Raw genomic sequence first — 21,739 nt, 5'->3', positions numbered from 1 at the left:
TGGAACCCCGAGGAGGGGCCTAGTTCACCGAGACGGAGGCCTGGGCCTCCGGGTGCAGGGTGAGCCCCTGCGCGTCCGGCGCCAGCCGCACCTGCACGGGCACGCCCTGGGAGCGGTACTCCGCGAGGGAATCCGCCGCCTCGTCGAGCAGCTGCTGATAGCGCTCCTCCAGCTCCACCGCGATCAGGAGCATGGTCTCGCCGGCGTCCGTCACGCCCGGCCGGTACACCTGGCACCGCTGGAAACGCGCCCAGCGACCGTTCTGCATCTTCACAAGCTCGCCGTCGTAAGCCATGCGCAGCACCTCTTGAGTGAAATCCGACGGACGCAATGTAGAGGCGAATCCCGGCGCTGTCATCCCCCTGCTTGAAAATTCGTAAACCCTTCGTGATTCCAGCGGGTTGCCAACGCTCAAGGGGGTGCACAGGGGTGCTCCGGAGGCCGGGCCGGCGCAAAATGTAAACTGGAACACTGTCAACGCGGTTAACCCGGCCCGGGGGGCGATGCCGCGTCGCGCTGTCAACACTCCGTGAACCCGCCGGACCGGGAGGGGCGGCCAGGGGACGGGGCGGGACTGACGCGTGGCACCGCGCTGGGGCATCCCTTAGATTCCAGAGGATGAAGTTGCCCCTGCCGTTCCGTCGCGACCGCCCCATCATTCCGTCCGCCAATGCGCAGGATCACGCGGAGCGGTTGATCGCCGAGTCCCTGCGCATGCTCGGCCAGGTGTGTTCGAAGGTCGCGGACGCCATCGAGGCGCAGCGGCTGGAGCGCCAGGGCTACGCGCACAACAGCTACCTGCGGCGCCTGGACAAGGACGAGGACGACGACGCGAAGAAGTCCTCCGGGCCGGGCACGGGCGGATGACGGCTCACAGGGAGCCACCTGAAGAGCACGCCCACAGCGAACACGAGGACGACGACGCACCGGTGCCGTGCCTGGCGTCCTCTCCAGCCGCGACCTGGCGCGAACAGGGCATCCAGATGCCCATGCCCGCGCTGGCGGACGAGGAAGGGCCCCGCGTGGACCCTGGCCTGCCGCCCGTCGTGGACGCGCACGTGCACCTGTTCCCCGATCGCGTCTTCGAGGCGGTGTGGCGCTGGTTCGACCGCTACGGCTGGCCCATCCGCTACAAGCTGCACACGCCCCACGTGCTGTCCTTCCTGCTGTCCCGGGGCGTCGAGCGCGTGGTCGCCCTGCACTACGCCCACAAGCCCGGCATGGCGCGCGCGCTCAACGCCTTCGTGGCGGAGGTGGCGAAGGCCGAGCCCCGCGTCATCGGCCTTGGCACCGTGTACCCAGGCGAGCCCGGCGCCGTCGGCATCCTGGAGGAGGCGTTCGCCCTGGGGCTGAAGGGCGTGAAGCTGCACTGCCACGTGCAGGCCTTCTCTCCGGACGCGCCCCAGCTGAACGAGCTCTACGAAGCGTGCGCCCGGGCGGGCAAGCCGCTCGTGATGCACTCGGGGCGGGAGCCCTCCAGCGCCCAGTATCCGGTGGATCCGCACCAGCTCTGCGCCGCGGAGCGGGTGGAGCGCGTGCTGACGGATCATCCCACGCTCAAGCTGTGCGTGCCGCACCTGGGAGCGGACGAGTTCGACGCGTACGCGCGCCTGCTGGAGCGCCATGACACGCTCTGGTTAGACACGACCATGGCGGTGGGCGGCTACTTCCCCGTGCCCCTTCCCCGGAAGGCGCTGGAGGTCCGGCCCGAGCGCATCCTCTATGGGACGGACTTCCCCAACATCCCCTATGCGTGGGACCGGGAGCTGCGGGCGCTCGCCGGGCTGGGGCTGGACGAGGCCGCGCTCGCGGGGGTGCTGGGCGGAAACACGCTGTCGCTCTATGGGGAATGTTGAAAAGAAACGCAGGCCCTTCCGCAATGAGGAGGGCATTCCCATCTTCGTCCCCATAGAATCGCGGTCCCCAAGCAGACGCCGCCACTCCAGAGGCTCAAGCCCATGTCGAACTTCATCCTGGTCGTCGACGACGACGCGAGTCACCGCACGCTCATCTGCGATGCCCTCCAGGAGATGGGCTATGCCACCATCGAGGCCAAGAACGGCCGAGAAGCGCTGGATCTTCTCGAGGACGACATCCCGGGCGCCGTGCTGCTGGACCTGCGCATGCCCGTCATGAGCGGCTGGGGCCTGCTGGACGCGCTCAAGAAGATGCCGAGGGCGCGCAACCTGCCCATCATCATCATCTCCGGCTACGGCTTCGAGTGGGAGGCGGAGCTGGTGGGCGCCGCCGGCTACATCTCCAAGCCGGTGGACCTGGACAAGGTGCGCACCACCGTGCAGCAGATCGTCGGGCCGCCGGAGGTGGCCATGGTGCACTGAGTCGGGAAGTGCCCGGCGGGCCGCACCATCCGTCAACCCGAGGATTGTGGGCAGCCCCTGGGTGCATGGTGTGATGGCGTCCTTCATGACGCCCCCCTCTTCAGAACCGGCCGGCTCCGAGCTGGCCATCGACGCCCGCGGCCTCGTCAAGCGCTTCGGCACCTTCACCGCGCTGGATGGCCTGGAGCTTCAGATTCCGAAGGGCGCCTTCTACGCGTTCCTCGGCCCCAACGGCGCCGGCAAGTCCACCTCCATCGCGTTGCTCACCGGCGTGTACGGGCCTGACAAGGGCACCATCCGCATGCTCGGCGTGGACGCCGTGGCCAGGCCCCTGGACGTGAAGCAGCGCGTGGGCGTGGTGCCGGAGGAGCTGAGCCTCTTCGAGCGCCTCACCGGCCGTCAGTACCTCACCTTCTGCGCGCGCATGTACGGACTGGATGGCGCGGAGGCCGCGTCGCGCGCGGTGGAGCTGCTGGAGCTCACGGAGCTCACGTACAAGGCGGGCGCGCTGGTGGCGGAGTACTCCAAGGGCATGCGCCGCAGGCTCGCCATCGCCGCGGCGCTCATCCACGCGCCGGAGCTGGTGCTGCTGGATGAGCCCTTCGAGGGCATCGACGTGCTCGCCGCGGGCGTCATCCGGGAGCTCTTGCGCGAGCTGTCGCGCCGGGGCGTGACGCTGCTGCTCACCACGCACGTGCTGGAGATCGCCGAGCGGTTGGCCACGCACGCGGGCGTCATCCGGGGCGGGCGCATGTTGGATCAGGGCCCGGTGGAGCAGCTGCGCCAGCGCCACGGCGTGTCCACGCTGGAGGCGGTGTTCGAGAAGCTGATCTCCGTGCCCGCCGCGCGCAACGCGAAGCTGTCGTTCTACGGCGAGCCCGTGGCGAACGTGGTGCCGCTGCGCCGGGAGACCGCGTGAGCAGCCCGCGTCCGAAGGTCCCCGGCTTCTTCCAGCACCTGCTGCTGCTCTGGGGCCTGCGCCTGCACCTGGGCCTCAACCAGGGTCCGGGCAAGAGCCGCCTGCTCGCTGTGGCCGCGTTCGCGGGCTCCAGCGCGCCGGGCGTGCTGCTGGGCCTGAGCTTCTTCAAGCTGATGCGGATGCCGCTCATCGTGCACAGCAACGTGTGGCCGTACTTCATCCTCAACCTGCTGTGCTTCGTCACCGCCGCCACGTGGGTGACGTGGCCGCTGTTGTCCGCGGGCGTGGATGACCATTCCGAGCTGTCGCGCTACGCCGCGTTCCCCATCTCGCCGTTTCGCCTCCTGATGGGATCCACGGTGGCGAGCCTCTTCGAGCCCCGCGCACTGGTGTTCTACGCGCCCCTCACCGGCGCGGCGGTGGGCTATGCGTCGCGGCACCGGCTGGCCTCGCCGTGGCTGGCGGCGGTGCTCTACGTGCTGTTCGCGCTGTTCTGCGCGGCGTGGAGCCGGGTGGGCCTCTACACGGTCATCAACGTGCTGAGGGCGAAGCACAGCGCGCGCATCATGGGTGGCGGCATGGTGGCATTCCTCGTCGCCGCGTCGTTCATCCCGCCCATCGACACGTCGTGGCTCACCAGCGTGGGCGAGACGGGCGTGGGCGCGCTGGACATGAGCCTCATCATCAACGCGGCGGTGGCCCTCAGCCAGGTGCCCCCGGGCTTCTTCGGCGACGGGCTGGGACAGCTGGCGCACGGCCGCGTGGGCATCGCCATGCTGGAGGCCTTCGGGCTGCTGTTCTTCACCGCCATGGGCATGGTCGTGGCGTACGCGCTCTTGATGCGCTTCCACCGGCAGGCGGGAGGCCGCTCCGGCGGCGACCGGGGGGACGGGAAGGACAGCGACCCGTTCGCCACCACGGGTACGCGCTTCGACACGCTCCTGCGCCGCGAGGTGCTGGACCTGTGGAACAACCCGCGCGCCCGGCTGCTGGCGGCGGTGCCCTTCATCCTGGCCATCCTGCTGAAGCTGCTCTCCGGCAGGGATCTCTTCGTGTACCTCTTGGGCGGCAGTGCGGACGCGTGGGTGATGGGCGGCCTGAGCATCTATGGCGCGGTGGTCATCGCGTCCACGTTCTCGCAGAACACCTTCGCGTACGACGGGCACGGCTTCGCGGTGTTCCTGGCGGCGCCCATGAACCTGGCGGACGTGCTGCGCGCGAAGAACCGGGTGCAGGGCGTGGCGGCGCTGGGGATGGCGGTGCTGGTGGGCGTCTTCTACCGGGCGTACTTCGGCTCGGGCACGCTCGTGGACTTCCTGTGCGCCATGGCCGCGGTGGCGGCGGTGGTTCCCATGCTGCTGGCCGCGGGCAACTTCCTGTCGCTGTACTTCCCGGTGAAGTTCCACGCGAGCCTCAAGCGGCGCGACCGGATTCCCCTCACCGCGTCCATGCTGGGCATCTTCGCGGCCAGCGTGGGCTGCATGCCCTTTGGCCATGCGCTGCGGGCCGTGGGGAAGGACGGGCCGGGCTGGCAGTCCGTGGCCTTCATCCTCGGGTTCGCCGTGCTCCACTTCGGCGTGTACCGGGTGACGCGGCCCTGGGCGATGCGGCTGTTGGATCAACGCCGGGAAATCGTCCTCCGGGCGGTGACGCGCGAATAGCCGCGCGGGCGGGGCCTGGGTGGGCCCCGCCCGACACGTCACTCAGTACGTGACGCCGAAACTCGCGGCCTGCTTCTTCACGCTCTTCATCACGTTGGCGTCGAAGGCGTCCTCCTTGGTGGGGGCGTTCTTCGTGAGCCACTGGTCGCGCTCGGTGGCGAGCTTCGCGACCTTCTCCTCCAGCACCTTGCGCTCGGCGGACAGCTGCTTCACCTTCGCGGCCTGCTCCTCCTTCTTGAGACCCTTGAGTTCCTCGGGCAGCTCGTCGTCCTTGAGGCTGCCGAGCGCGGTCGGCTTCTCCAGCAGGTCCACGCCGCCCGCGACGGCCGCGGGTGCGCTGCTCACCGCTCCGGCGCTGGCGGCGCCCTTCCCCGCCCCCCGGCTCTCCTTCATGAAGCTGATGCGGTCCGCGACCGCCTCCGCGGCCATGCTCTTGGTCGCCTCCGCGCGGGCGCGGTTCATGGCCTGGGCCTCCGCGCGGCCACCGTAGAGCGTCTTGGACGCCAGCTCCGCGTTCACGCGAGACAGCTCCGCGTCAAAGGGCGTGGCCACCGCCACCATGCCGCCCGCCGCGTCGATGGAGTCGAAGGTGCCGTCCGTCAGCTTCGCCACGTAGCGCCAGGACTCCTCGGTGGAGGAGTCCGAGCCGCAGCGCACCGTGTTCACCACGATGTGGCGCTCCTTCGCGCGCTTGGACCAGAGCTTGAAGTCCCAGGCGGCCTCGCGCTGGGCGGGGGGCGCGTCGCCCACCAGGAAGATGACCTTCATCACCTCGCGGTCCTGGCTCCACTTGAGCAGCGACACGGCCTCGCCCAGGCCGCGACCCACGTGCTCGGGGAAGTCCCCGCCCCCGTTCGCGTCCAGCTTGCGCAGCTCCGCGAACATGGAGTCCATGTCGTCGCTCAGGTCGAAGCGCTTCGTCACGTACGCGTCCCCCTGGTCGCGGTACGCCACCAGCGCCACCTTCAGGTGCGGCGTGGGCTTGCCCTTCGCGATGCGCGACGCGATGGAGAAGATCTTCTGCTTGGCGCCCTCCAGCAGGCCGCCCATCGACCCCGTCGTATCCAGCACGAACGCCACTTCGATTTCAGGCCGCGCGCCTTGCGGCTGGACCTGCGCGTCCTGGCCCTGTGCCTGCGCGCCCTGCCCCGTGGGCGCCTGGGGTCCGGTGGCCGGCGTGCCCGTGGGCTTGACGGGCGCGGGCTTCTCGGCCGCGGGCTTCGCGGTGGTGGTGGCCGGCGCGCTGACGGGCGTGACGGCCCAGGCGGAGGTGGCGGACAGACCGGTGGCGAGCGCGGCCGTCAGGACGGCCCGCGAGAGGGGCTTCAGGTTCATGGGTGTGGGCTCCTGGGGACTGCGCGGGGCGGGCACGTTCGCGCCGCCTGCTCCTGTAACGGACAGGCCCGCCGGAAGTTCTACGCCCCCGGTTGCACCCCTCCGGAACGGGCGTTACGCCCCGGGTCCGTGCGCGTCTTCCACATCGACCGGTACCTGGTCCCCCTGCCCGACGGGCACCGCTTCCCCATGGAGAAGTACCGCCTGGTGCGCGAAATCCTGCTCGAGCGCGGCATCCTTCCCCCCGCCGTCTTCCACGAGGCCCCCCGCGCGGAACGCGACGAACTGGAGCGCGTCCACACCCCGCGCTACCTGGACGCCTTCTTCGGCGGAAACCTCACCGACGCGGAGCTGCGACGGCTGGGCTTCCCCTGGTCCCTGAGGCTCGTGGACAACGCGCGCGCGTCCGTGGGCGGCACCCTGGCCGCCGCCCGCGCCGCATTGGAGGACGGCTTCGGCGCGAACCTGGCCGGCGGCACGCACCATGCCTTCCCGGACCACGGGGAGGGCTTCTGTGTCTTCAACGACATCGCCGTGGCCATCCGCGTGCTCCAGGCCGAAGGGGCCATCCGCCGCGCGGTGGTGGTGGACCTGGACGTGCACCAGGGCAACGGCACCGCGGCCACCTTCGCGGGCGACCCGTCCGTCTTCACCTTCTCCATGCACGGCGAGCACAACTTCCCCTTCCGCAAGCACGCCTCGCACCTGGACCTGGGCCTGGAGGACGGCGTGGGGGACGCGGAGTATCTGGCCACGCTGGACGCGCACCTGCCCCACGTCCTGGAGTCCGCCCACGCCGACCTGCTCTTCTTCCAGGCCGGCGTGGATCCGCTGGAGGAGGACACCCTGGGCCGGCTGTCGCTCACCCACGCGGGGCTGCGCGAGCGCGACCTGCGCGTCATGCGCGCGGCGAAGGAACGCGGACTCCCCGTGGTGCTCACGCTGGGCGGCGGCTACGCGCGGCCGCTGGCGCCTTCGCTGGAGGCCCACGTCGGGACTTATCTCGCCGCCTGTTCGTTGTTCCGCTGACGCCCGCCTTCCCTGGGGACGCTTGCGGGCCCTCGCGCCCCGGCCCCATGCTCACCCCTGCTTCGCCACCCCTGGAGCCCTCCCATGCCGCGTTCCCTCCCCCGTCTCGCCGTCCTCGCCTGCGCGCTGGCCCTGGGCTGCGGCGGCAACACGCCCTACTACCACCTGGATTGGGGAGGCGCGGACACCGTCACCGCCGCGCCCGGCGACTCCGTCCCCTATGACATCGCCATCCAGCGCATCGCGGACAACCTGGGTGAGGTGCGCGTGAGCGCGGCGATCTCGCCCGAGGGCGTCACCTTCGGCCCGGCGTTCTCCCTGCCGGAGGGGGAGACCATCGTCAGCACCACCGCCACCATCTCGGTGTCCAACAACGTCACGAGCTACGGCGTGAACGCGCTGCAGCTCATCGCGGAAGACCCGGCCAACAACGTCACCGCCCGGGGCAACATCTCCCTGGTCATCCTGGCGCCGCCCGAGCCCCAGCCGGACTTCGCCCTCGCCGTGGAGCCCCGCCAGGTGAACGTGGCGCCCGGCCAGTCCGCCCTGGTGACGGTGACGGTGACGCGCGCGGAGGGCTTCACCGGCGCGCTCACCCTCACGCTGGAAACCCCGGGCACGACGCGGCTGGGCGCCGACCCCGTCACCCTGGCCCCGGGTGAGACGACCGCGCAGGTGCGCGTCACGACGGACCGGTCGCTCTCCGTCCTGCCCTACGTGGTGAAGTTCGTGGCCACCGACGAGAGCGGGCGCGCCGCCAAGACGGGCTTCACCTTCAACCTGAACTACACCTGAGCAGGCCTTGAAGGGGCCCCGCGCCGCCCGGTGTCAGGCGCGGGGTACCGGCGGCGTCTCCGCGGCGCTAACTTGAGGACCGCCATGACGCCGCCGACCACACCCATCGCACCCGCTCGACGCCAGGCCGCCCGGGAGGCCCTCTCCCTGGATGACGAGGCCCTGCTGAAGGTCTGCGACGTGGAGTTCTTCATCGCCTCCGGACCCGGCGGCCAGCACCGCAACACCACCGCCAGCGGCGTGCGCCTCTCCCACCCGCCCACGGAGCTGTCCGTCACCGCCACCGAGCGCCGCAGCCAGTCCCAGAACAAGGACGCCGCCGTGCGCCGCCTGCGCGCCGGCCTGCAGGCCCTCACCTTCGTCCCCAAGGTCCGCAAGGCCACCCGCCCCACCCTGGGCTCCAAGCGCCGGCGCCTGGAGGACAAGAAGCGCACCTCCGAGAAGAAGGCCGGCCGGGGCGGCAAGGTCGCGGATTAGGCGACCCGGCCTCCGCCGCTATGCACGACGTGCGGACCTCGCAAGCTTTGCGTAGCCGCTGAGGTCGTCCACTCACAGCCACACGGTTTCTTTCCAAGGCTCCCCCCGCACGGGAGTCCTCCACGCCGGGGCATACGGTGTGCACAAGCCAGGGGTGACCTCCGACCCCGAGGGGGTCAGTTGGCCTCCAACCCCCGGTGAACCCTTGGCCCCCATCACCCCCAGAATTTCCGCGGCGCGGCGAATCCTGCTGGGCCTGGCGCTGCTGACGGCGCTGCCGGCGTCCGCGACGGACATCGTCACCTTCAGCCAGGGCGCGCTCATCATTCCGGAGCAGGCCACCTTCCAGCAGGGCTGTGGAAGCCTGTCGGCCTACGGACTGGTGTGGCGCCTGTTGCAGTCCAACGAGGCGGGCGGCTTCAACGCCAACCACCCGGTGACGGTGTACCTGGCCATCGACGATACGAAGCGGTCCCCCAACCGCTGCGTGCCCACCAACAAGCACCTGCCGCCCCTGCCGCACAACGGCCAGTGGAACGACCCCAGCTGGAATGACGGCTGCGACTTCCACATCTCCCGCGCGGACGCGGCGCCCGTCGTGCCGGTGCCGCCCCTGCAGGCGCTGCCCGCGAGCGGCCTGTTCCCCGAAGCGAACATCGACAACTTCACCACCAACCCCGCCCAGGCGCGGCCGAACTTCACTGCCACCACGCTCAGCACCGCCAGCGGCTTCCGCGACGTCCAGTACATGGGCGGCGCGTTCATCATCGACGCGAAGGACGCGAAGAACGCGCTCGACTTCCTGAACTCCTCCGCCGGAGCGGACGCGCCGAAGAAGTTCCGCACGACGTGCAGCTGCAACACGTTCAGCAATGGCAGCAACTGCTTCTACGTGCGCATGCATCAGGCCACCATCGAGTTCAACGCGCCCATTGGCCGGCGGCTGAACCGCGTGCCCCCGAAGATCGCCCTGCTGGACCTGGACGACGACAACGCGGTGGACAAGTCGTTCGTGAAGGGCGGCATGCTGGACGACTACCTGCGCAACGCGGGCCTGGACTTCACCGGCGCGGGCGGCTGCCCCCAGGGCACCACCAGCGGCTGCAACCTCAACGGCGGACAGCCCGGCCTCATCTACGACGCGCTGCACGCCAACGCGGACCTCATCTCCACCACGGCGTTCCCCAACGGGCTGATCAACGCCGTGGACCCTGTCACCCTGCGCCCGCGCTACCGCGTGTTCTGGGCGCCGCACTGGCAGATTGGCGACAGCACCCGCCCCGCGTACCAGTCCAACGGAGACGGCGCCGGCAACCAGGCGGAGAACGTCCTCAACAACATCGCCCACTTCACCAACCAGCGCGGCAACGGCCTGTTCGCCGAGTGCACCAGCATCTGGTCCTACGAGCACACCGACAAGGTGGGCGGAGGGCTGGTGCCTTCCACTCGCTTCCAGGGCGACGTCAACTTCGAGAAGAACAAGCTGGGCAACAGCGGCAAGAACTGGGACGGCCGCAACTGCACGGACCCGGACTACATGAACGAGTCCTCGCCCCGGCCCGCCTGCATCGTCTACCCCAACCCGGGCGACCCCTTCTCCCAGCTGGGTGACTTCCGCTTCAACAACGTGGCGGGCGAGACGGAGAACTACCGGACGACCTTCAAGAACGGCGTGCGCCGGCTGGCGGTGAGCTGGGTGAACTACGCCCCGGGCAACCAGTACGACAACCCCACGCACGTGGCGGCGAATGCCCTTCGCGGCAACGACTTCTTCTCCTTCAACCAGAAGGACAATGATCCGCAGAAGGCGACCATCGTCTACCTGGCGGGCCATGACTTCAAGGACAGCGTCGCGGGCACGCGCATCGTGCTCAACACGCTGCTCAACCTGGGAAACGAACCGCTGCAGAGCGAGCGCACCGTGTCCGCGCCCGTCGCGCTGGACGACACCAACGGCAGCGACACCAACGGCTCGCGCGCCCTGCTGTTCAAGACCTCCTACAACGCCGTGACGGGCTACCCGCCCGGCGCGGACACGTACACGCCCGCGCAGGGCTCGCACTGGGTGTTCCCCTACTACCCGGGCACGCTGCGCGCGCACTCGCTCATTGGCGGGGATGCGCTGTCCACGGGGGAGAACTCGCTGTCGGACGGAACGCTGTGGAACGCGGACGCGCGCATGCCCGCGCCCGGCGACCGCAACCTCTTCACCTACTTCGGCGGCGAGGTGACGGTGAACCCGACGCTGGCCGCCGGCCGCACCGCGCCGCACGGGGTGATGCAGGTGGGCTGGAAGCCGGAGGAGGTCTCCGGCACGCGCATCAACCGCAACTACGGCTCGGTCCCCAACACCGGCTGCGTGGACGAGCTGAAGCTCGGCCGCGCCACGGCGCGCGACGGCAGCTTCCGCTACGACTTCGTGAAGGGCCCGGACGGAATCTGCGACCTGCAGCAGGCGACGCAGTACTCGCCGCAGCTGGCCGGGACGGACTTCGGCGTCGCCAACGAGATCATCAACAAGCTGCAGCTGGGCGTGGACTTCAACGCGGTGGCGATGATGCTCCAGCGGGTGCGCGGCTACTGCTACGCCACGGTGTCCGGCAACGACGGCGCCGGCGAGACGCCCGTCCTCGAGCCCTCCGTCACCCAGTGCAACAACGAGGACGCGGACAACAAGGCGCACCTGGGCGGCTTCATCCACTCGTCGCCCGTGGTGGTGACGGCCAGCCCCCTCATCCAGGACAAGACCGCCGCCCGCCCCACGGTGGCCTACGCGGCGGGCCTGGACGGCCAGGTGCACGCCTTCTACGTCTCCGGCGGCGCGCGCTATGACGGCCCCGCGCAGAGCCTGAACTTCCCCAACCCGGACGCGAGCGCGCGCTTCAAGACGGACTTCGCCCAGCGCTTCCGCAACGGCACCACGCCCCCGCCGGGCACGGAGCTCTGGAGCTTCCTGCCGGCCACGCAGCTTGCGGGCCTGCGCAACAACACCGCGCGGGTGAACAGCGCGCCCGCCGTCTTCGACGTGTTCGCGGACTTCGTGGGCACCGGCCGCCGCGAATGGCACACCGTGCTCGTCGCCAACGTGGGCCAGACGGGGCGCGACCTCTTCGCGATGGACGTCACCAACCCGCTCAAGCCCGTGCTGCTGTGGCACCTGGTGGGCAGCCACTACGCCACCTCCAGCGCGCCGAACTCCGCGGTGGCGCTGGCGGACAAGGGCCAGGGCGGCATGGACTGGACGTACACCTGGGACGAGGACTCGAGCCTCTTCCTGCTGCCGCCGCGCGCGGACCCGGGCCGTCAGCCGAGCGGCCTCTATGACTACAGCGGCCTGGGTGGCTCGCGCGGGCTGTCCGTGGGCGTGGGCCGGCTGGGCATGGAGCCCGTGTACGCCGTCTTCGTCGCCTCCAGCAGCTCCGGCGCGCTGCCGGTGTCGGGCTCGCCCGGCTCTCCCGCCAAGGGCGTGCAGGTGTTCGCCATCGACGTGGCCACCGGCCAGAAGCTGTGGCAGTGGCAGCAGGCCTATACCAGCAGCGTGGACAACAGCGCGCCCGCCGCGCCCACCGTGTCGCAGGACTCGAGCGGCGCCGCGCGCCTCTACGTGGGCGACATGGAGGGCAAGCTCTGGGAGCTGGACGCGTCCACCGGCATGAACATCAACGTGGCGCGCATGGGCCCCGCGTGCTCGGAAGCCGCGCCCTGCAAGTACACGGCGATGAACATCGGCGGGCTGCCCGTCACCAGTCAGCCCATCAGCACCAACGTGGGCCTGGCGCGCATTCCGCTCGACGCGGCGAACGCCTCCGCCTTCAGCCAGTACAAGGGCAAGGTGGTGGCCCTGGTGGGCACCGCCGGCATGGACTGGGTCCCGGACACGGTGGGCGGCCGCTTCCACGCGCTGCTCCTGGACGCGGGCCTCCGGCTGCCCATGGGAACGGATGGCTATCGGCTGGACGGCTCGCCCATCAACGCGAACCTGGCCCACACGGAGGCGAACACCTTCGGCGTGCTCCAGGAGCCCGCGCCCTTCCCGCTCATCTTCCCGGCGCCCGAGCACGTCTACGGCAACATCACCATCGCCGGGCGCACCGCGTACTTCAGCACCGCGGAGGAGTCCGTGAACGACCCCATGCTGCTGAGCGCGTCCGTTGGCGGCCACACGTACAGCATCGACCTGGGCAATACAGCGACCACGCAGGCGGGCATCCAGCCCATGAGCGGCGCGACGCTGGCCAACTACGGCGGCGTGGCCGTCTACCACCGCGACAGCGGCGGCGCGTCCACGGACTTCGTGGTGGGCGCGGAGGTGAGCGCCCTGCGCGTCACGCGCATCGACAACGCGACCAACACCGGAGCCTCCAGCCCCAACGCGAAGGACTCCGTGGACGGCAACAACGGCGTGCTCTACCAGCTCCTCAACTGGAGCCAGAGGTTCCTCGAATGAGAGCCCTTCCCTCTTCCGCCGCCCGGCGAGGCAGCAGCCTGTTGGAGGTGCTCATCGCCACGTGCGTCCTGGCGCTGGCCGCGGTGGGCGCCGTGATGGGCATGGTGGCCGCCACCCGCGACGTGAAGGACGGCCAGGTGCTCCAGGGCCGGCGCATGCTGCTGGAGGCGCGCGTGCAGCGGCTGTGGCTCGCGTCCAAGATGGAGCTGGCCAATCAGGCCATCCCCAGGCCCGCGCTCTTCCCCGCGGACGTGGCGCTGGCCACGGCGCCCTGGGTGCTGGACCCCAGCACGCCGCAGACGGGCGACATCGGCACCGGCGCCTACTTCCGCGTGCGCCCCACGGGCCAGGTGGAGCCCGCGCTGGACGTGCCCGCCGGCACGCCCTGCACCACCGTCACCCCGGACACGGTGCTGCCCCGAGACGTCTACTGCCGCGAGGTCCTGGTGACGCAGGGGCTGCCCAAGGACCTGCCGCCCGCGGCCCAGGCGATGGTGCCCGCCGGGGCCCTGCCCTTCACCTTCTGGACGCGCGCGTACCGCAAGGGCGACAGCCTGGACCGCGCCATCGTGCACAGCGAGGTCTTCGTCCAATGAGGATCCGGTCGAAGTTCCGGACGAAGCTTCGGGCGAACGCGCGCGGCATGACGCTGCTGGAGACGATGGTGGCCGCGACGCTCACCGCCATCGTCCTGGCGGCGGCCACCGCGCTGCTGCTGGCGGGCGGGCGCGTGGTGCACAACACGGAGCACGTGGCGGACAGCCACGACAACGCGAGGCTCGCGGGAGAGACGCTGCTGTCGGCGGTGCGCCAGGCCGGCGCGGGGATGTCCGAGGGCCTCTGGGTGGTGTCCAGCGGCACGCCCCTGCGCATCAACTCCGTCTTCGGCGGTGACGGCGCGGGCACGGGCGTGCTCGCCGCCACCACGACCGGCAACGCGCCGGGCACGAACGGCAGCGATGACCTGTGGCTGGTGATACCGGACCGCAACTACCTGGGCCGCGACTGCGCGCCGGGCGCGGCGATGACGGTGGTGAAGCCGGGCACCGGCGCCCTGGAGGTCAACTGCGCGGGCACGCTCTCCGGCGCCGCGCCCACCAACCCCATGCTGGTGGCCAGCAACATGAAGAGCGCCGCGCTGCTCACCCAGGCGTCGGTGACGAGCAGCCCGCCCACGGCCACGGTGAACTTCCTGGAGACCAGCGTGGCGGGCTTCTCCAACGCGCCCCACAAGGGCGGCTTCCAGAAGGGCGACCTGGTGTACCCCGTGCGGCTGTTGCACTTCTTCATCGGCACCAATGCGAGCAACGGCCGCAAGGCGCTGATGCGCGCGGAGGGCATCCCCGGCAGCGACGTGTCAGGGCGCCCCTTCATGGACATGGCAGACCCGGTGGTGGTGCAGGACTACGTGGAGGACTTCCAGGTGACGTTCGGCATCGACGCCACCAACACGGGCGACCCCACCCGCTACGACTTCCAGAACGGCCTCAGCCCCGAGTACACGCCGGGCCTGCGCTCGGTGCGCATCAGCGTGGTGGCCACCGGCCGCTCGCCCCGCCGCGACACGCAGAGCAAGGACGTCCTGACCGACGACCTGCCCATCGCGGTGGAGAACCACACACCGGCCGCGGCTCCCGCGGACGGCTACTTCCGCAGCCTCTTCTCCCGCCGGGCGGAGCTGCCCAACCTGGCCGCCGCCAGCCTGTGAGTCCGTCCTCCGTGAGGCCCTCCGCCATGTCCCCACGCGCTTCCTCGCGTTCCCCCCGCGGCGCTACGCTGCTGCTCGTCGTGCTGCTCGTCACCGTGCTCCTGGGCCTGGTGGCGGGCGTGATGGCCTACGCCAGCAGCGAGCGCACGCGCGCCGTGACGTCCAGCCGCGCGGGCCAGCGTCAGGGCTGCGCGGAGAGCGGCCTGCAACTGGCGCGCGGCTACTTCGGCCGCAACTACGCCCAGTGGAACACCTTCCTGAGCACGCCGGACGCCTACGACCCCATCGGCTCGCCCACCAACACCACGCCCGCCAACCCGCGCACCGCCGCCGGCCGCACTGCCATCAAGACGGTCAACCCCGCGCTGTTCGCGGACCTGGACGGCGACGGCAAAGACGACGTGTACCTCTACATCCGGGACAACGAGGACGAGTTCAAACCGCTCGCCCCGGAGTGGAACCGCGACAATGATCAACAGGTGGTGGTGGGCGCCATCTGCATCAGCGAGACGCTGATTCCGCGCCGGGGTGGCAACAACCAGCAGGACCCCAGCGCGCTCGCCGTGGAGGGCATCCTCCAGTACAACGGCGGCGGCCACGCCTACACGGCGCAGACGGCGGGCGGCACGGGCTCCGGCAACCTCAACCATTGAGCCGTCCGCGGGGCGTGAGAAGCTTCCGCCCATGCCCACGCTCGAAGACGCCATCGCCCTGGCGGTGGCCGCGCACCAGGGTCAGCGCGACAAGGCAGGACAGCCCTACATCCTCCACCCCATGCGGGTGATGCTGCGCCTCGCCTCCGACGCGGAGCGCACCGTGGCCATCCTCCACGACGTGGTGGAGGACACGCCGTACACGCTGGAGCGCCTGCGCGGCATGGGCTACCCGGAGGACGTGCTGTCCGCCCTGGACTGCCTGACGAAGCGCGAGGGCGAAAGCTACGAGGCCTTCATCGAACGGCTGCGTCCCCACCCCCTGGCCCGCCGCGTGAAGCTGGCGGACCTGGAGGACAACATGGACGTGCGCCGCCTGAAGGACGTGACACCGAAGGACGCCGAGCGGCTGTCGCGCTACGTGGCCGCCTGGACGCGCCTGCGCGCGGAGTAGCCACCAGAAAAGACGACGGCCCGGCGACCCTCCCGAGAAGCGAGGGCGGCCGGGCCGCGAAACCAGCGGGTGCTGTCCGCTACGCCTTGGCGAGCTGGCGCAGCACGTACTGGAGGATGCCGCCGTTGCGGTAGTAGTCGAGCTCGTTGGGCGTGTCGATGCGGCACACCGCGGTGAACTCGATGGGGCCCTTCTCACCAATGGCCTTCACGGTGAGCTTCTTCTGCGGCGAGAGGCCGTCCGCGACGCCGGTGATTTCGAACGTCTCGTGGCCGGTGAGGCCCAGCGACTGCGCGTCCTGGCCCGCCTCGAACTGCAGGGGCAGCACGCCCATGCCCACGAGGTTGGAGCGGTGGATGCGCTCGAAGCTCTTGGCGATGACGGCCTTCACGCCCAAGAGCTGCGTGCCCTTGGCCGCCCAGTCGCGGCTGGAGCCGGTGCCGTACTCGGCGCCCGCCAGCACCACGAGCGGGATGTTGTCCGCCTGGTACTTCATGGACGCGTCGTAGATGCTCATCCGCTCACGCGTGGGGATGTGCACCGTGACGCCACCCTCCACGCCCGGAACCAGCAGGTTCTTCAGGCGGATGTTGGCGAAGGTGCCGCGCACCATCACCTCGTGGTTGCCGCGGCGCGCGCCGTAGGAGTTGAAGTCCTTGGGCTCCACGCCCTCCGCCATGAGGTACTTCGCGGCGGGGCTCGTCTTCGCGATGTTGCCCGCGGGCGAGATGTGGTCCGTCGTGACGGAGTCACCCAGGAGCGCCAGCACGCGCGCGCCCTTGATGTCCTGCACCGCCTTGGGCTCCTTCGGGAGGTTCTCGAAGAAGGGCGGCTTGCGCACGTAGGTGGACTTCTCATCCCACTTGAACGTGGAGCCCTTGCCCACCTGCAGCTGCTGCCAGAGCGTGTCGCCTTCCATGGCGTTGGCGTACTGGCTGCGGAACTGCTCCGGCTTCACGGCCGTGCGGATGGTCTCCTTGATCTCCTCGTTGGACGGCCAGATGTCCTTGAGGAACACCGGGCGGCCGTTGGGGTCCGTGCCCAGCGGCTCGTTGTCCAGGTCGCGGCCCACTTCACCGGCCAGCGCGTACGCCACCACGAGCGGGGGGCTCGCCAGGTAGTTCATGCGCACGTGCGGGTTGATGCGGCCCTCGAAGTTGCGGTTGCCGGACAGCACCGCCGCCACCACCAGGTCGCCCTCCACCACCGCGTTGGACACGGACTCAGGCAGCGGGCCGGAGTTGCCGATGCAGGTGGTGCAGCCGTAGCCCACGACGTGGAAGCCCACGGCCTCCAGGTAGGGCAGCAGGCCCGCGTCGCGCAGGTACTCGGTCACCACGCGGCTGCCCGGGGCCAGGGACGTCTTCACCCAGGGCTGCGGCTTGAGGCCCTTCTCCACGGCCTTCTTCGCCAGGATGCCCGCGGCCACCAGCACGGCCGGGTTGGACGTGTTGGTGCAGGAGGTGATGGACGCGATGACCACCGCGCCATGGCCCACCTGGTAGCTCTGCTTGCCCGCCTTCACGGTGACGGACTGGGCCAGCCGCTCCGGGGCCACCGGGGCCGCGGGGGCCTTCGCGCCCTTGGGGCCTTCGTCGTCCTCGCCCTTGCTCTTGCCGGCGGACAGCATCTCCACGAGCGACGCCTCGTACCCGGCCTTCATGTCCTTCAGGGGCACGCGGTCCTGCGGACGCTTGGGGCCCGCCAGGCTGGGCACCACGGCGGCCAGGTCCAGCCCCAGCGTGTCGCTGAAGAGGGGCTCCTGGGCGCCGGCGTTGAGCCACAGGCCCTGCTCCTTCGCGTACGCCTCCGTCAGCGCCACCACGTCATCCGGGCGGCCGGTGAAGCGCAGGTAGTTGCAGCTCTCCTCGTCCACCGGGAAGAAGCCGATGGTGGCGCCGTACTCCGGGGCCATGTTCGCGATGGTGGCGCGGTCCGGCAGCGACAGCGCCTTCAGGCCCTCGCCGTAGAACTCCACGAACTTGCCGACGACGCCCTTCTTGCGAAGCATCTGCGTGACGGTGAGCACCAGGTCCGTGGCCGTGGCGCCCGCGGGCAGCTTGCCGGTGAGCTTGAAGCCCACCACCTGCGGAATCAGCATCGTGATGGGCTGGCCCAGCAGCGCCGCCTCCGCCTCGATGCCGCCCACGCCCCAGCCCACCACGCCCAGGCCGTTGATCATCGTGGTGTGGCTGTCCGTGCCCACCAGCGTGTCCGGGTACACGGTGCTGCCCTGACGGAACGTCACCTGCGCCAGGAACTCCAGGTTCACCTGGTGGCAGATGCCGATGTCCGGCGGCACCACGCCAAAGCCCTTGAACGCGCTCTGGCCCCAGCGCAGGAAGGCGTAGCGCTCGCGGTTGCGCTCGAACTCCAGCTCCGCGTTCTCCTTGAAGGCCGCGGTGGTGGCGAACGAATCAATCTGCACCGAGTGGTCGATGACCAGGTCCGCCGGGTTGCGCGGATTGATTTTGGCGGGATCACCGCCCATGGCGGCGAGCGCCTCGCGCATGGCGGCCATGTCCACGACGGCGGGCACGCCGGTGAAGTCCTGGAGCAGCACGCGCGCGGGGTGGAAGGAGATCTCGGTCTCCGGGGCCGCCTTGGGGTCCCAGGCGAGCATCTTCTCGATGTGCTCGCGCTTGACGACGCGGCCGTCCTCATTGCGCAGCAGGTTCTCCAGCAGCACCTTCAGCGAGAACGGGAGGCGGTTGACCGCCGGGTGGGCCTTCGCCAGCGTGGCCAGGCTGAAATAGTCGTAGGTCGCCGAGCCCACCTTGAGCTGGGCCTTGGTGCCGAAACTGTCCGTCATGTGCGTTGCCGTCCTTCCGTGCCGGAATGACGCAACTTCTAGGCGTGTCCCCCCCGGCATGCAAAGGGTTCCTGCACTGCGTTGAAGGCGGTGGACGGTTGGTTCGGACCCCGGGCTTACAGCCCCGCTCAGAGCACCTTGCGGAAGAAGTACAGCACCCGCTCCACGGCCTTCTGCCAGAGGGGACGGCGGCGGAAGGCGGCCAGGTCCACCTCGCGACAGTTGCCGCAATCCAGGCGGAACGAGTCCTCCAGGTCGCGACCCAGCCGGGGGTCCGCGAAGACGGCGTTGACCTCGTGGTTGAAGGCCAGTGACAGCCGCTCCAGGTTGAACGACCCGATGGTGCCCCACACGCCGTCCACCACGGCTGTCTTGGCGTGCAGCACGCCCCGGCGCCACTCGAAGATGCGGATGCCGGCGTCCATCAGCGGCTCGTAGAAGGCGCGCGTCGCATGCTCGAGGAACGGGTGGTCGCTCTTGCCCCCGTTGAGCAGCAGACTCACCTCCACGCCCCGCTTCGCCGCGTCCTTGAGCGCGGCCACCATGCGCCGGTCCGGCACGAAGTAGCCCGCGGCGATGAGCACGCTGGCCCGAGCGCGCTGGATGGCGTGCAGGTACGCGCGGTGGATGCTGCGGCGGCTGGACAACACCGCCAGCCCCACGTCGCCCTTCTGGGGACGGGCCTCCAGCGCCTGGGCCCCGCCGCGGATCCGCCGGCGCAGCCGGCTCAGGCGGTCGCGGAACATCATCCGCCACGTGGCCAGGAAGCGCCGCTCCAGCTCATGCACCGCGGGGCCTTCAATCCGCAGCACGTCGTCGCGCCACGCCACGCCCTGCCCCTCCGGGGCCCAGTGCGCCGCGATGTTCACCCCGCCCGTGAAGGCCACCGTGCCGTCCACCACCAGAATCTTGCGGTGATCCCGGCGCAGCAGGTGGCGCAGCCCGCGCTGGAGGCTGAAGGGTTTGAAGGCCCGCACGTCCACGCCGCGCTGGCGCAGGCCCTCGAAGAAGCTCCTGCGGCTGGTCCACGAGCCCACCGCGTCGTAGAGCACCTTCACGTGCACGCCGCGCTCGGCGGCCTCCGCGAGGGCCTGGCCGAACAGCTCGCCCACCGCGTCGGTGACGAACATGTACGTCTCCAGGCGGATGGAGCGGCGCGCCCGGCGGATGGCCTCCAGCATCTCCGGGTAGGCCTCCACGCCGTCGCGCAGGAGCCGGCACGCATTGCCCTGGAGGGTGGTGTGGCGCTGCGGCAGGTAGTACCGGGCGAGCAGGCGCCGCGACACCCCGGCGCTCCACACCGGGCCGTGCTCCGGCACCGGTCCCGGCGAGCGCGCCGCTGGAACCAACCCCTCCGTCCGCCCGTCCTCCCCCGCCAGCTCACGCATCACCCCACTCAGGGTGGGAACGGAGGGAGGGACCGGCAACCCGGACGGGCCCCGCCCGCCTCCCTGGCGGGGTTGCACCGTCCGGTAGACGACGGCTCGCTACAGGCCGAACTCGACGCGCTTGTTCTCCGCGCGCGTGGCGCACGGCTGGTCGTACTCGGGGAAGTACTCGCGCATGTGGTCCAGCGTGGAGGCGGCCTGCTTGAAGTGGCCCTGGTTGTAGTAGCCCTCCACCTCCAGCAGCAGCTTGGAGCAGGTGCGATCCAACTCCTGCTGGGCGCGCTTCATGAACTCCTGCGCCTCGAAGTAGAGGTCCGGCTTGGGGTCCGGGTGGGCCTCCAGCATCAGCCACGCCTCGCGGAAGGACTTCCACGCCTCGTAGCGGTTGCGCGCGCCGATGTCCGGCGTGTCGAAGTTCTTGCGGCCCTTCTTGAAGGACTCGTTGGCCGTCTGCACCAGCTGCTGCGTGGACAGCTGCTCCGGCAGCAGCGCGCGCTCCACCCAGACGTTCCACACGCGCCAGGTGTCCTCGCCCGGCGGGTTGCGGGTGTTGTCGAAGATGATGCGGTTGGGCTCGCCCTTGCGCAGCTGCTGGGGCGGAATCATCAGCTCCAGCGAGCGCTCCTGGCTGGCCAGCGTGTCCGGGGGTACCTTGCCCACGTCCACGCCGTTGACGCTCACCACCACCTCGTCCTTGGAGATGCCCTGGGCCTGGTAGTGGAGGATGACCACCGCGCGCGTCGCGGCGACGAACTCCCACTCGAAGACCTTCATGTCCGGCCGGTTCCAGGTGACGCCGTCGCCCAGACCGAACGAGTCCGTGATGGGCTGGTTGGACAGGCGCACGGGCTCCTCGCCCTTCGCCACCTGGGTGTCGCCGCCCAGCACCAACCAGTACATGAGGGCGAAGAGGCCCAGCACCACCACGCCGCCGCCGGCCATCACGCCCGCGCGGACCTTGGAGTTCGCCTCCGCCCAGAACAGGCGCAGGTTGGCCACCAGACCCGGCGTCTCACGACGGATGCGGGCGCGCTCGGCCGCGGACAGGCCACCACCGCCAGCGCTGCTGCTGGCGCCACCGGCGCGGGGCGTGCGGGCCACGGCGCGGGAGGACTGGGAACCGGTGCGGCGCGCGGGCGGGGGCGCGGGAGCGGGCTTTTCGATGGCCGCCGGGGCGTCCTCTTGCGGAGGCGGATCCTGCGGCACGGCGCGCTGGGCGTTGGAGGTGGGCCGGCGGATGGCGCGCATGTTCATGCGCGTGGACTCCGCGCGGATGCCCTGCAGGTCCTCCTCGTCCGCGCCCTCCGGCACGAGCGACGCGGCGGCCTTCTTGTTGCGCTGCTTGCGCAAGGAGTCGATGGAGACGATGCGCGTGCTGTTGGCGCCATCCTCCGCGGGCTTCTCGTCCTCGCCGGTGGTCGCTTCCTCCGCGGCGATCGCGAAGAGGAACGTCACCGGGCCCAGCGTGAGCGTGTCGCCGTCCGTCAGCGTCTGCTTCTGCACGGCCGCGCCGTTGATGAGCGTGCCGTTGGCGCTCTTCTGGTCCTCCACCGCGTAGCCGCTTCCGTCCTGAAAGATGCGGCAGTGGCGGCGGGAGATACCAGGGTCGTACAGCACCACGTCGCACTCGGAGGTGCGCCCGATGAGCACGGAGTCCTGGTCGAAGACGAACTCCTTGCCGGCGTCTTTTCCCTCGGAGATCGTCAGTTGGAAGGCCATGTC

18 protein-coding genes are annotated in these 21,739 nt (G+C 70.2%); 13 read left to right on the top strand and 5 right to left on the bottom strand.

The features are described 5' to 3' along the window. Positions 1-19: 19 nt before the first annotated feature. Positions 20-295: a hypothetical protein gene (locus D7Y04_RS06030; RefSeq protein ID WP_120561800.1), complete on the bottom strand. Its 276-nt coding sequence runs from the start codon at positions 293-295 to the stop codon at positions 20-22. 323 nt (positions 296-618) lie between these two features. Here D7Y04_RS06030 and D7Y04_RS06025 point away from each other — a divergent pair, with 323 nt between their 5' ends. The 5 genes from D7Y04_RS06025 to D7Y04_RS06005 all read left to right on the top strand — a co-directional run bounded on the left by D7Y04_RS06025 (position 619) and on the right by D7Y04_RS06005 (position 4,919). Then, positions 619-867, top strand: a complete 249-nt coding sequence (locus tag D7Y04_RS06025) for a hypothetical protein (protein WP_120576850.1) — start codon at positions 619-621, stop codon at positions 865-867. Next, complete coding sequence (locus D7Y04_RS06020; protein WP_120599933.1) at positions 864-1,856, top strand: amidohydrolase family protein; 993 nt, start codon at positions 864-866, stop codon at positions 1,854-1,856. The genes D7Y04_RS06025 and D7Y04_RS06020 overlap by 4 nt, the downstream gene beginning before the upstream one ends. A 102-nt stretch (positions 1,857-1,958) precedes the next feature. Next, entirely contained in the window at positions 1,959-2,339 is a 381-nt protein-coding gene (locus D7Y04_RS06015; RefSeq protein ID WP_014394116.1) for a response regulator, read from the top strand. Positions 2,340-2,424: 85 nt separating this feature from the next. Continuing rightward, entirely contained in the window at positions 2,425-3,258 is an 834-nt protein-coding gene (locus tag D7Y04_RS06010; protein ID WP_120599934.1) for an ABC transporter ATP-binding protein, read from the top strand. After that, the gene (locus D7Y04_RS06005) at positions 3,255-4,919 is read left to right on the top strand and encodes a hypothetical protein (protein WP_120599932.1); all 1,665 of its coding nucleotides are present in this window, start codon (positions 3,255-3,257) and stop codon (positions 4,917-4,919) included. Before D7Y04_RS06010 ends, D7Y04_RS06005 begins: the two co-directional genes overlap by 4 nt. A gap of 42 nt (positions 4,920-4,961) precedes the next feature. On the opposite strand, the gene D7Y04_RS06000 is transcribed toward D7Y04_RS06005, so the two are convergent. Beyond that, positions 4,962-6,254 carry a VWA domain-containing protein gene (locus tag D7Y04_RS06000; protein WP_121758596.1) on the bottom strand — a complete coding sequence of 431 codons (1,293 nt, stop codon included), beginning with the start codon at positions 6,252-6,254 and terminating at the stop codon, positions 4,962-4,964. A gap of 129 nt (positions 6,255-6,383) precedes the next feature. Between D7Y04_RS06000 and D7Y04_RS05995 the strand changes: the two genes are divergently transcribed. The 8 genes from D7Y04_RS05995 to D7Y04_RS05960 all read left to right on the top strand — a co-directional run bounded on the left by D7Y04_RS05995 (position 6,384) and on the right by D7Y04_RS05960 (position 15,817). Further along, positions 6,384-7,283 (top strand): histone deacetylase, encoded by a 900-nt coding sequence (locus D7Y04_RS05995; protein ID WP_121758595.1) that lies wholly within the window; start codon positions 6,384-6,386, stop codon positions 7,281-7,283. An 84-nt stretch (positions 7,284-7,367) separates the two neighbouring features. After that, the gene (locus D7Y04_RS05990; protein ID WP_120598981.1) at positions 7,368-8,078 is read left to right on the top strand and encodes a hypothetical protein; all 711 of its coding nucleotides are present in this window, start codon (positions 7,368-7,370) and stop codon (positions 8,076-8,078) included. A gap of 84 nt (positions 8,079-8,162) precedes the next feature. Continuing rightward, the gene (locus tag D7Y04_RS05985; RefSeq protein ID WP_120598980.1) at positions 8,163-8,555 is read left to right on the top strand and encodes a peptide chain release factor-like protein; all 393 of its coding nucleotides are present in this window, start codon (positions 8,163-8,165) and stop codon (positions 8,553-8,555) included. Between the two features lie 205 nt (positions 8,556-8,760). Then, complete coding sequence (locus D7Y04_RS05980) at positions 8,761-13,002, top strand: hypothetical protein (protein ID WP_121758594.1); 4,242 nt, start codon at positions 8,761-8,763, stop codon at positions 13,000-13,002. After that, positions 12,999-13,598: a type II secretion system protein gene (locus D7Y04_RS05975; RefSeq protein ID WP_120576856.1), complete on the top strand. Its 600-nt coding sequence runs from the start codon at positions 12,999-13,001 to the stop codon at positions 13,596-13,598. The genes D7Y04_RS05980 and D7Y04_RS05975 overlap by 4 nt, the downstream gene beginning before the upstream one ends. Beyond that, complete coding sequence (locus D7Y04_RS05970; protein WP_120598978.1) at positions 13,595-14,710, top strand: PilW family protein; 1,116 nt, start codon at positions 13,595-13,597, stop codon at positions 14,708-14,710. Before D7Y04_RS05975 ends, D7Y04_RS05970 begins: the two co-directional genes overlap by 4 nt. Positions 14,711-14,736: 26 nt before the next feature. Further along, positions 14,737-15,363 carry a hypothetical protein gene (locus D7Y04_RS05965; protein WP_120598977.1) on the top strand — a complete coding sequence of 209 codons (627 nt, stop codon included), beginning with the start codon at positions 14,737-14,739 and terminating at the stop codon, positions 15,361-15,363. Between the two features lie 31 nt (positions 15,364-15,394). Then, positions 15,395-15,817 (top strand): HD domain-containing protein, encoded by a 423-nt coding sequence (locus D7Y04_RS05960; RefSeq protein ID WP_120576859.1) that lies wholly within the window; start codon positions 15,395-15,397, stop codon positions 15,815-15,817. Between the two features lie 79 nt (positions 15,818-15,896). On the opposite strand, the gene acnA is transcribed toward D7Y04_RS05960, so the two are convergent. From acnA to D7Y04_RS05945, 3 genes are all read right to left on the bottom strand, one after another. Beyond that, positions 15,897-18,629 carry an aconitate hydratase AcnA gene (gene acnA, locus D7Y04_RS05955; RefSeq protein WP_121758593.1) on the bottom strand — a complete coding sequence of 911 codons (2,733 nt, stop codon included), beginning with the start codon at positions 18,627-18,629 and terminating at the stop codon, positions 15,897-15,899. Positions 18,630-18,757: 128 nt separating this feature from the next. Next, complete coding sequence (locus D7Y04_RS05950; RefSeq protein ID WP_120576861.1) at positions 18,758-20,017, bottom strand: phosphatidylserine/phosphatidylglycerophosphate/cardiolipin synthase family protein; 1,260 nt, start codon at positions 20,015-20,017, stop codon at positions 18,758-18,760. Between the two features lie 99 nt (positions 20,018-20,116). Continuing rightward, on the bottom strand, positions 20,117-21,736 hold the full coding sequence (locus D7Y04_RS05945; protein ID WP_121758592.1) for an FHA domain-containing protein: 1,620 nt from the start codon (positions 21,734-21,736) through the stop codon (positions 20,117-20,119). Positions 21,737-21,739: the final 3 nt, after the last annotated feature.

The sequence above is a fragment of the Corallococcus sp. AB038B genome (genome assembly GCF_003668955.1).
GTDB lineage: Bacteria > Myxococcota > Myxococcia > Myxococcales > Myxococcaceae > Corallococcus > Corallococcus exiguus.
Note: the sequence above shows the minus strand (reverse complement) of the source record. Positions and strands in the feature narration are given on the sequence as shown.

Bases quoted from the DNA above. Each gene is read 5' to 3' on its own strand.
- D7Y04_RS06030 (WP_120561800.1), bottom strand. From the start codon at position 295: ATGGCTTACGACGGCGAGCTTGTGAAGATGCAGAACGGTCGCTGGGCG.
- D7Y04_RS06025 (WP_120576850.1), top strand. From the start codon at position 619: ATGAAGTTGCCCCTGCCGTTCCGTCGCGACCGCCCCATCATTCCGTCC.
- D7Y04_RS06020 (WP_120599933.1), top strand. From the start codon at position 864: ATGACGGCTCACAGGGAGCCACCTGAAGAGCACGCCCACAGCGAACAC.
- D7Y04_RS06015 (WP_014394116.1), top strand. From the start codon at position 1,959: ATGTCGAACTTCATCCTGGTCGTCGACGACGACGCGAGTCACCGCACG.
- D7Y04_RS06010 (WP_120599934.1), top strand. From the start codon at position 2,425: ATGACGCCCCCCTCTTCAGAACCGGCCGGCTCCGAGCTGGCCATCGAC.
- D7Y04_RS06000 (WP_121758596.1), bottom strand. From the start codon at position 6,254: ATGAACCTGAAGCCCCTCTCGCGGGCCGTCCTGACGGCCGCGCTCGCC.
- D7Y04_RS05990 (WP_120598981.1), top strand. From the start codon at position 7,368: ATGCCGCGTTCCCTCCCCCGTCTCGCCGTCCTCGCCTGCGCGCTGGCC.
- D7Y04_RS05985 (WP_120598980.1), top strand. From the start codon at position 8,163: ATGACGCCGCCGACCACACCCATCGCACCCGCTCGACGCCAGGCCGCC.
- D7Y04_RS05975 (WP_120576856.1), top strand. From the start codon at position 12,999: ATGAGAGCCCTTCCCTCTTCCGCCGCCCGGCGAGGCAGCAGCCTGTTG.
- D7Y04_RS05970 (WP_120598978.1), top strand. From the start codon at position 13,595: ATGAGGATCCGGTCGAAGTTCCGGACGAAGCTTCGGGCGAACGCGCGC.
- D7Y04_RS05965 (WP_120598977.1), top strand. From the start codon at position 14,737: ATGTCCCCACGCGCTTCCTCGCGTTCCCCCCGCGGCGCTACGCTGCTG.
- D7Y04_RS05960 (WP_120576859.1), top strand. From the start codon at position 15,395: ATGCCCACGCTCGAAGACGCCATCGCCCTGGCGGTGGCCGCGCACCAG.
- acnA (WP_121758593.1), bottom strand. From the start codon at position 18,629: ATGACGGACAGTTTCGGCACCAAGGCCCAGCTCAAGGTGGGCTCGGCG.
- D7Y04_RS05950 (WP_120576861.1), bottom strand. From the start codon at position 20,017: ATGCGTGAGCTGGCGGGGGAGGACGGGCGGACGGAGGGGTTGGTTCCA.
- D7Y04_RS05945 (WP_121758592.1), bottom strand. From the start codon at position 21,736: ATGGCCTTCCAACTGACGATCTCCGAGGGAAAAGACGCCGGCAAGGAG.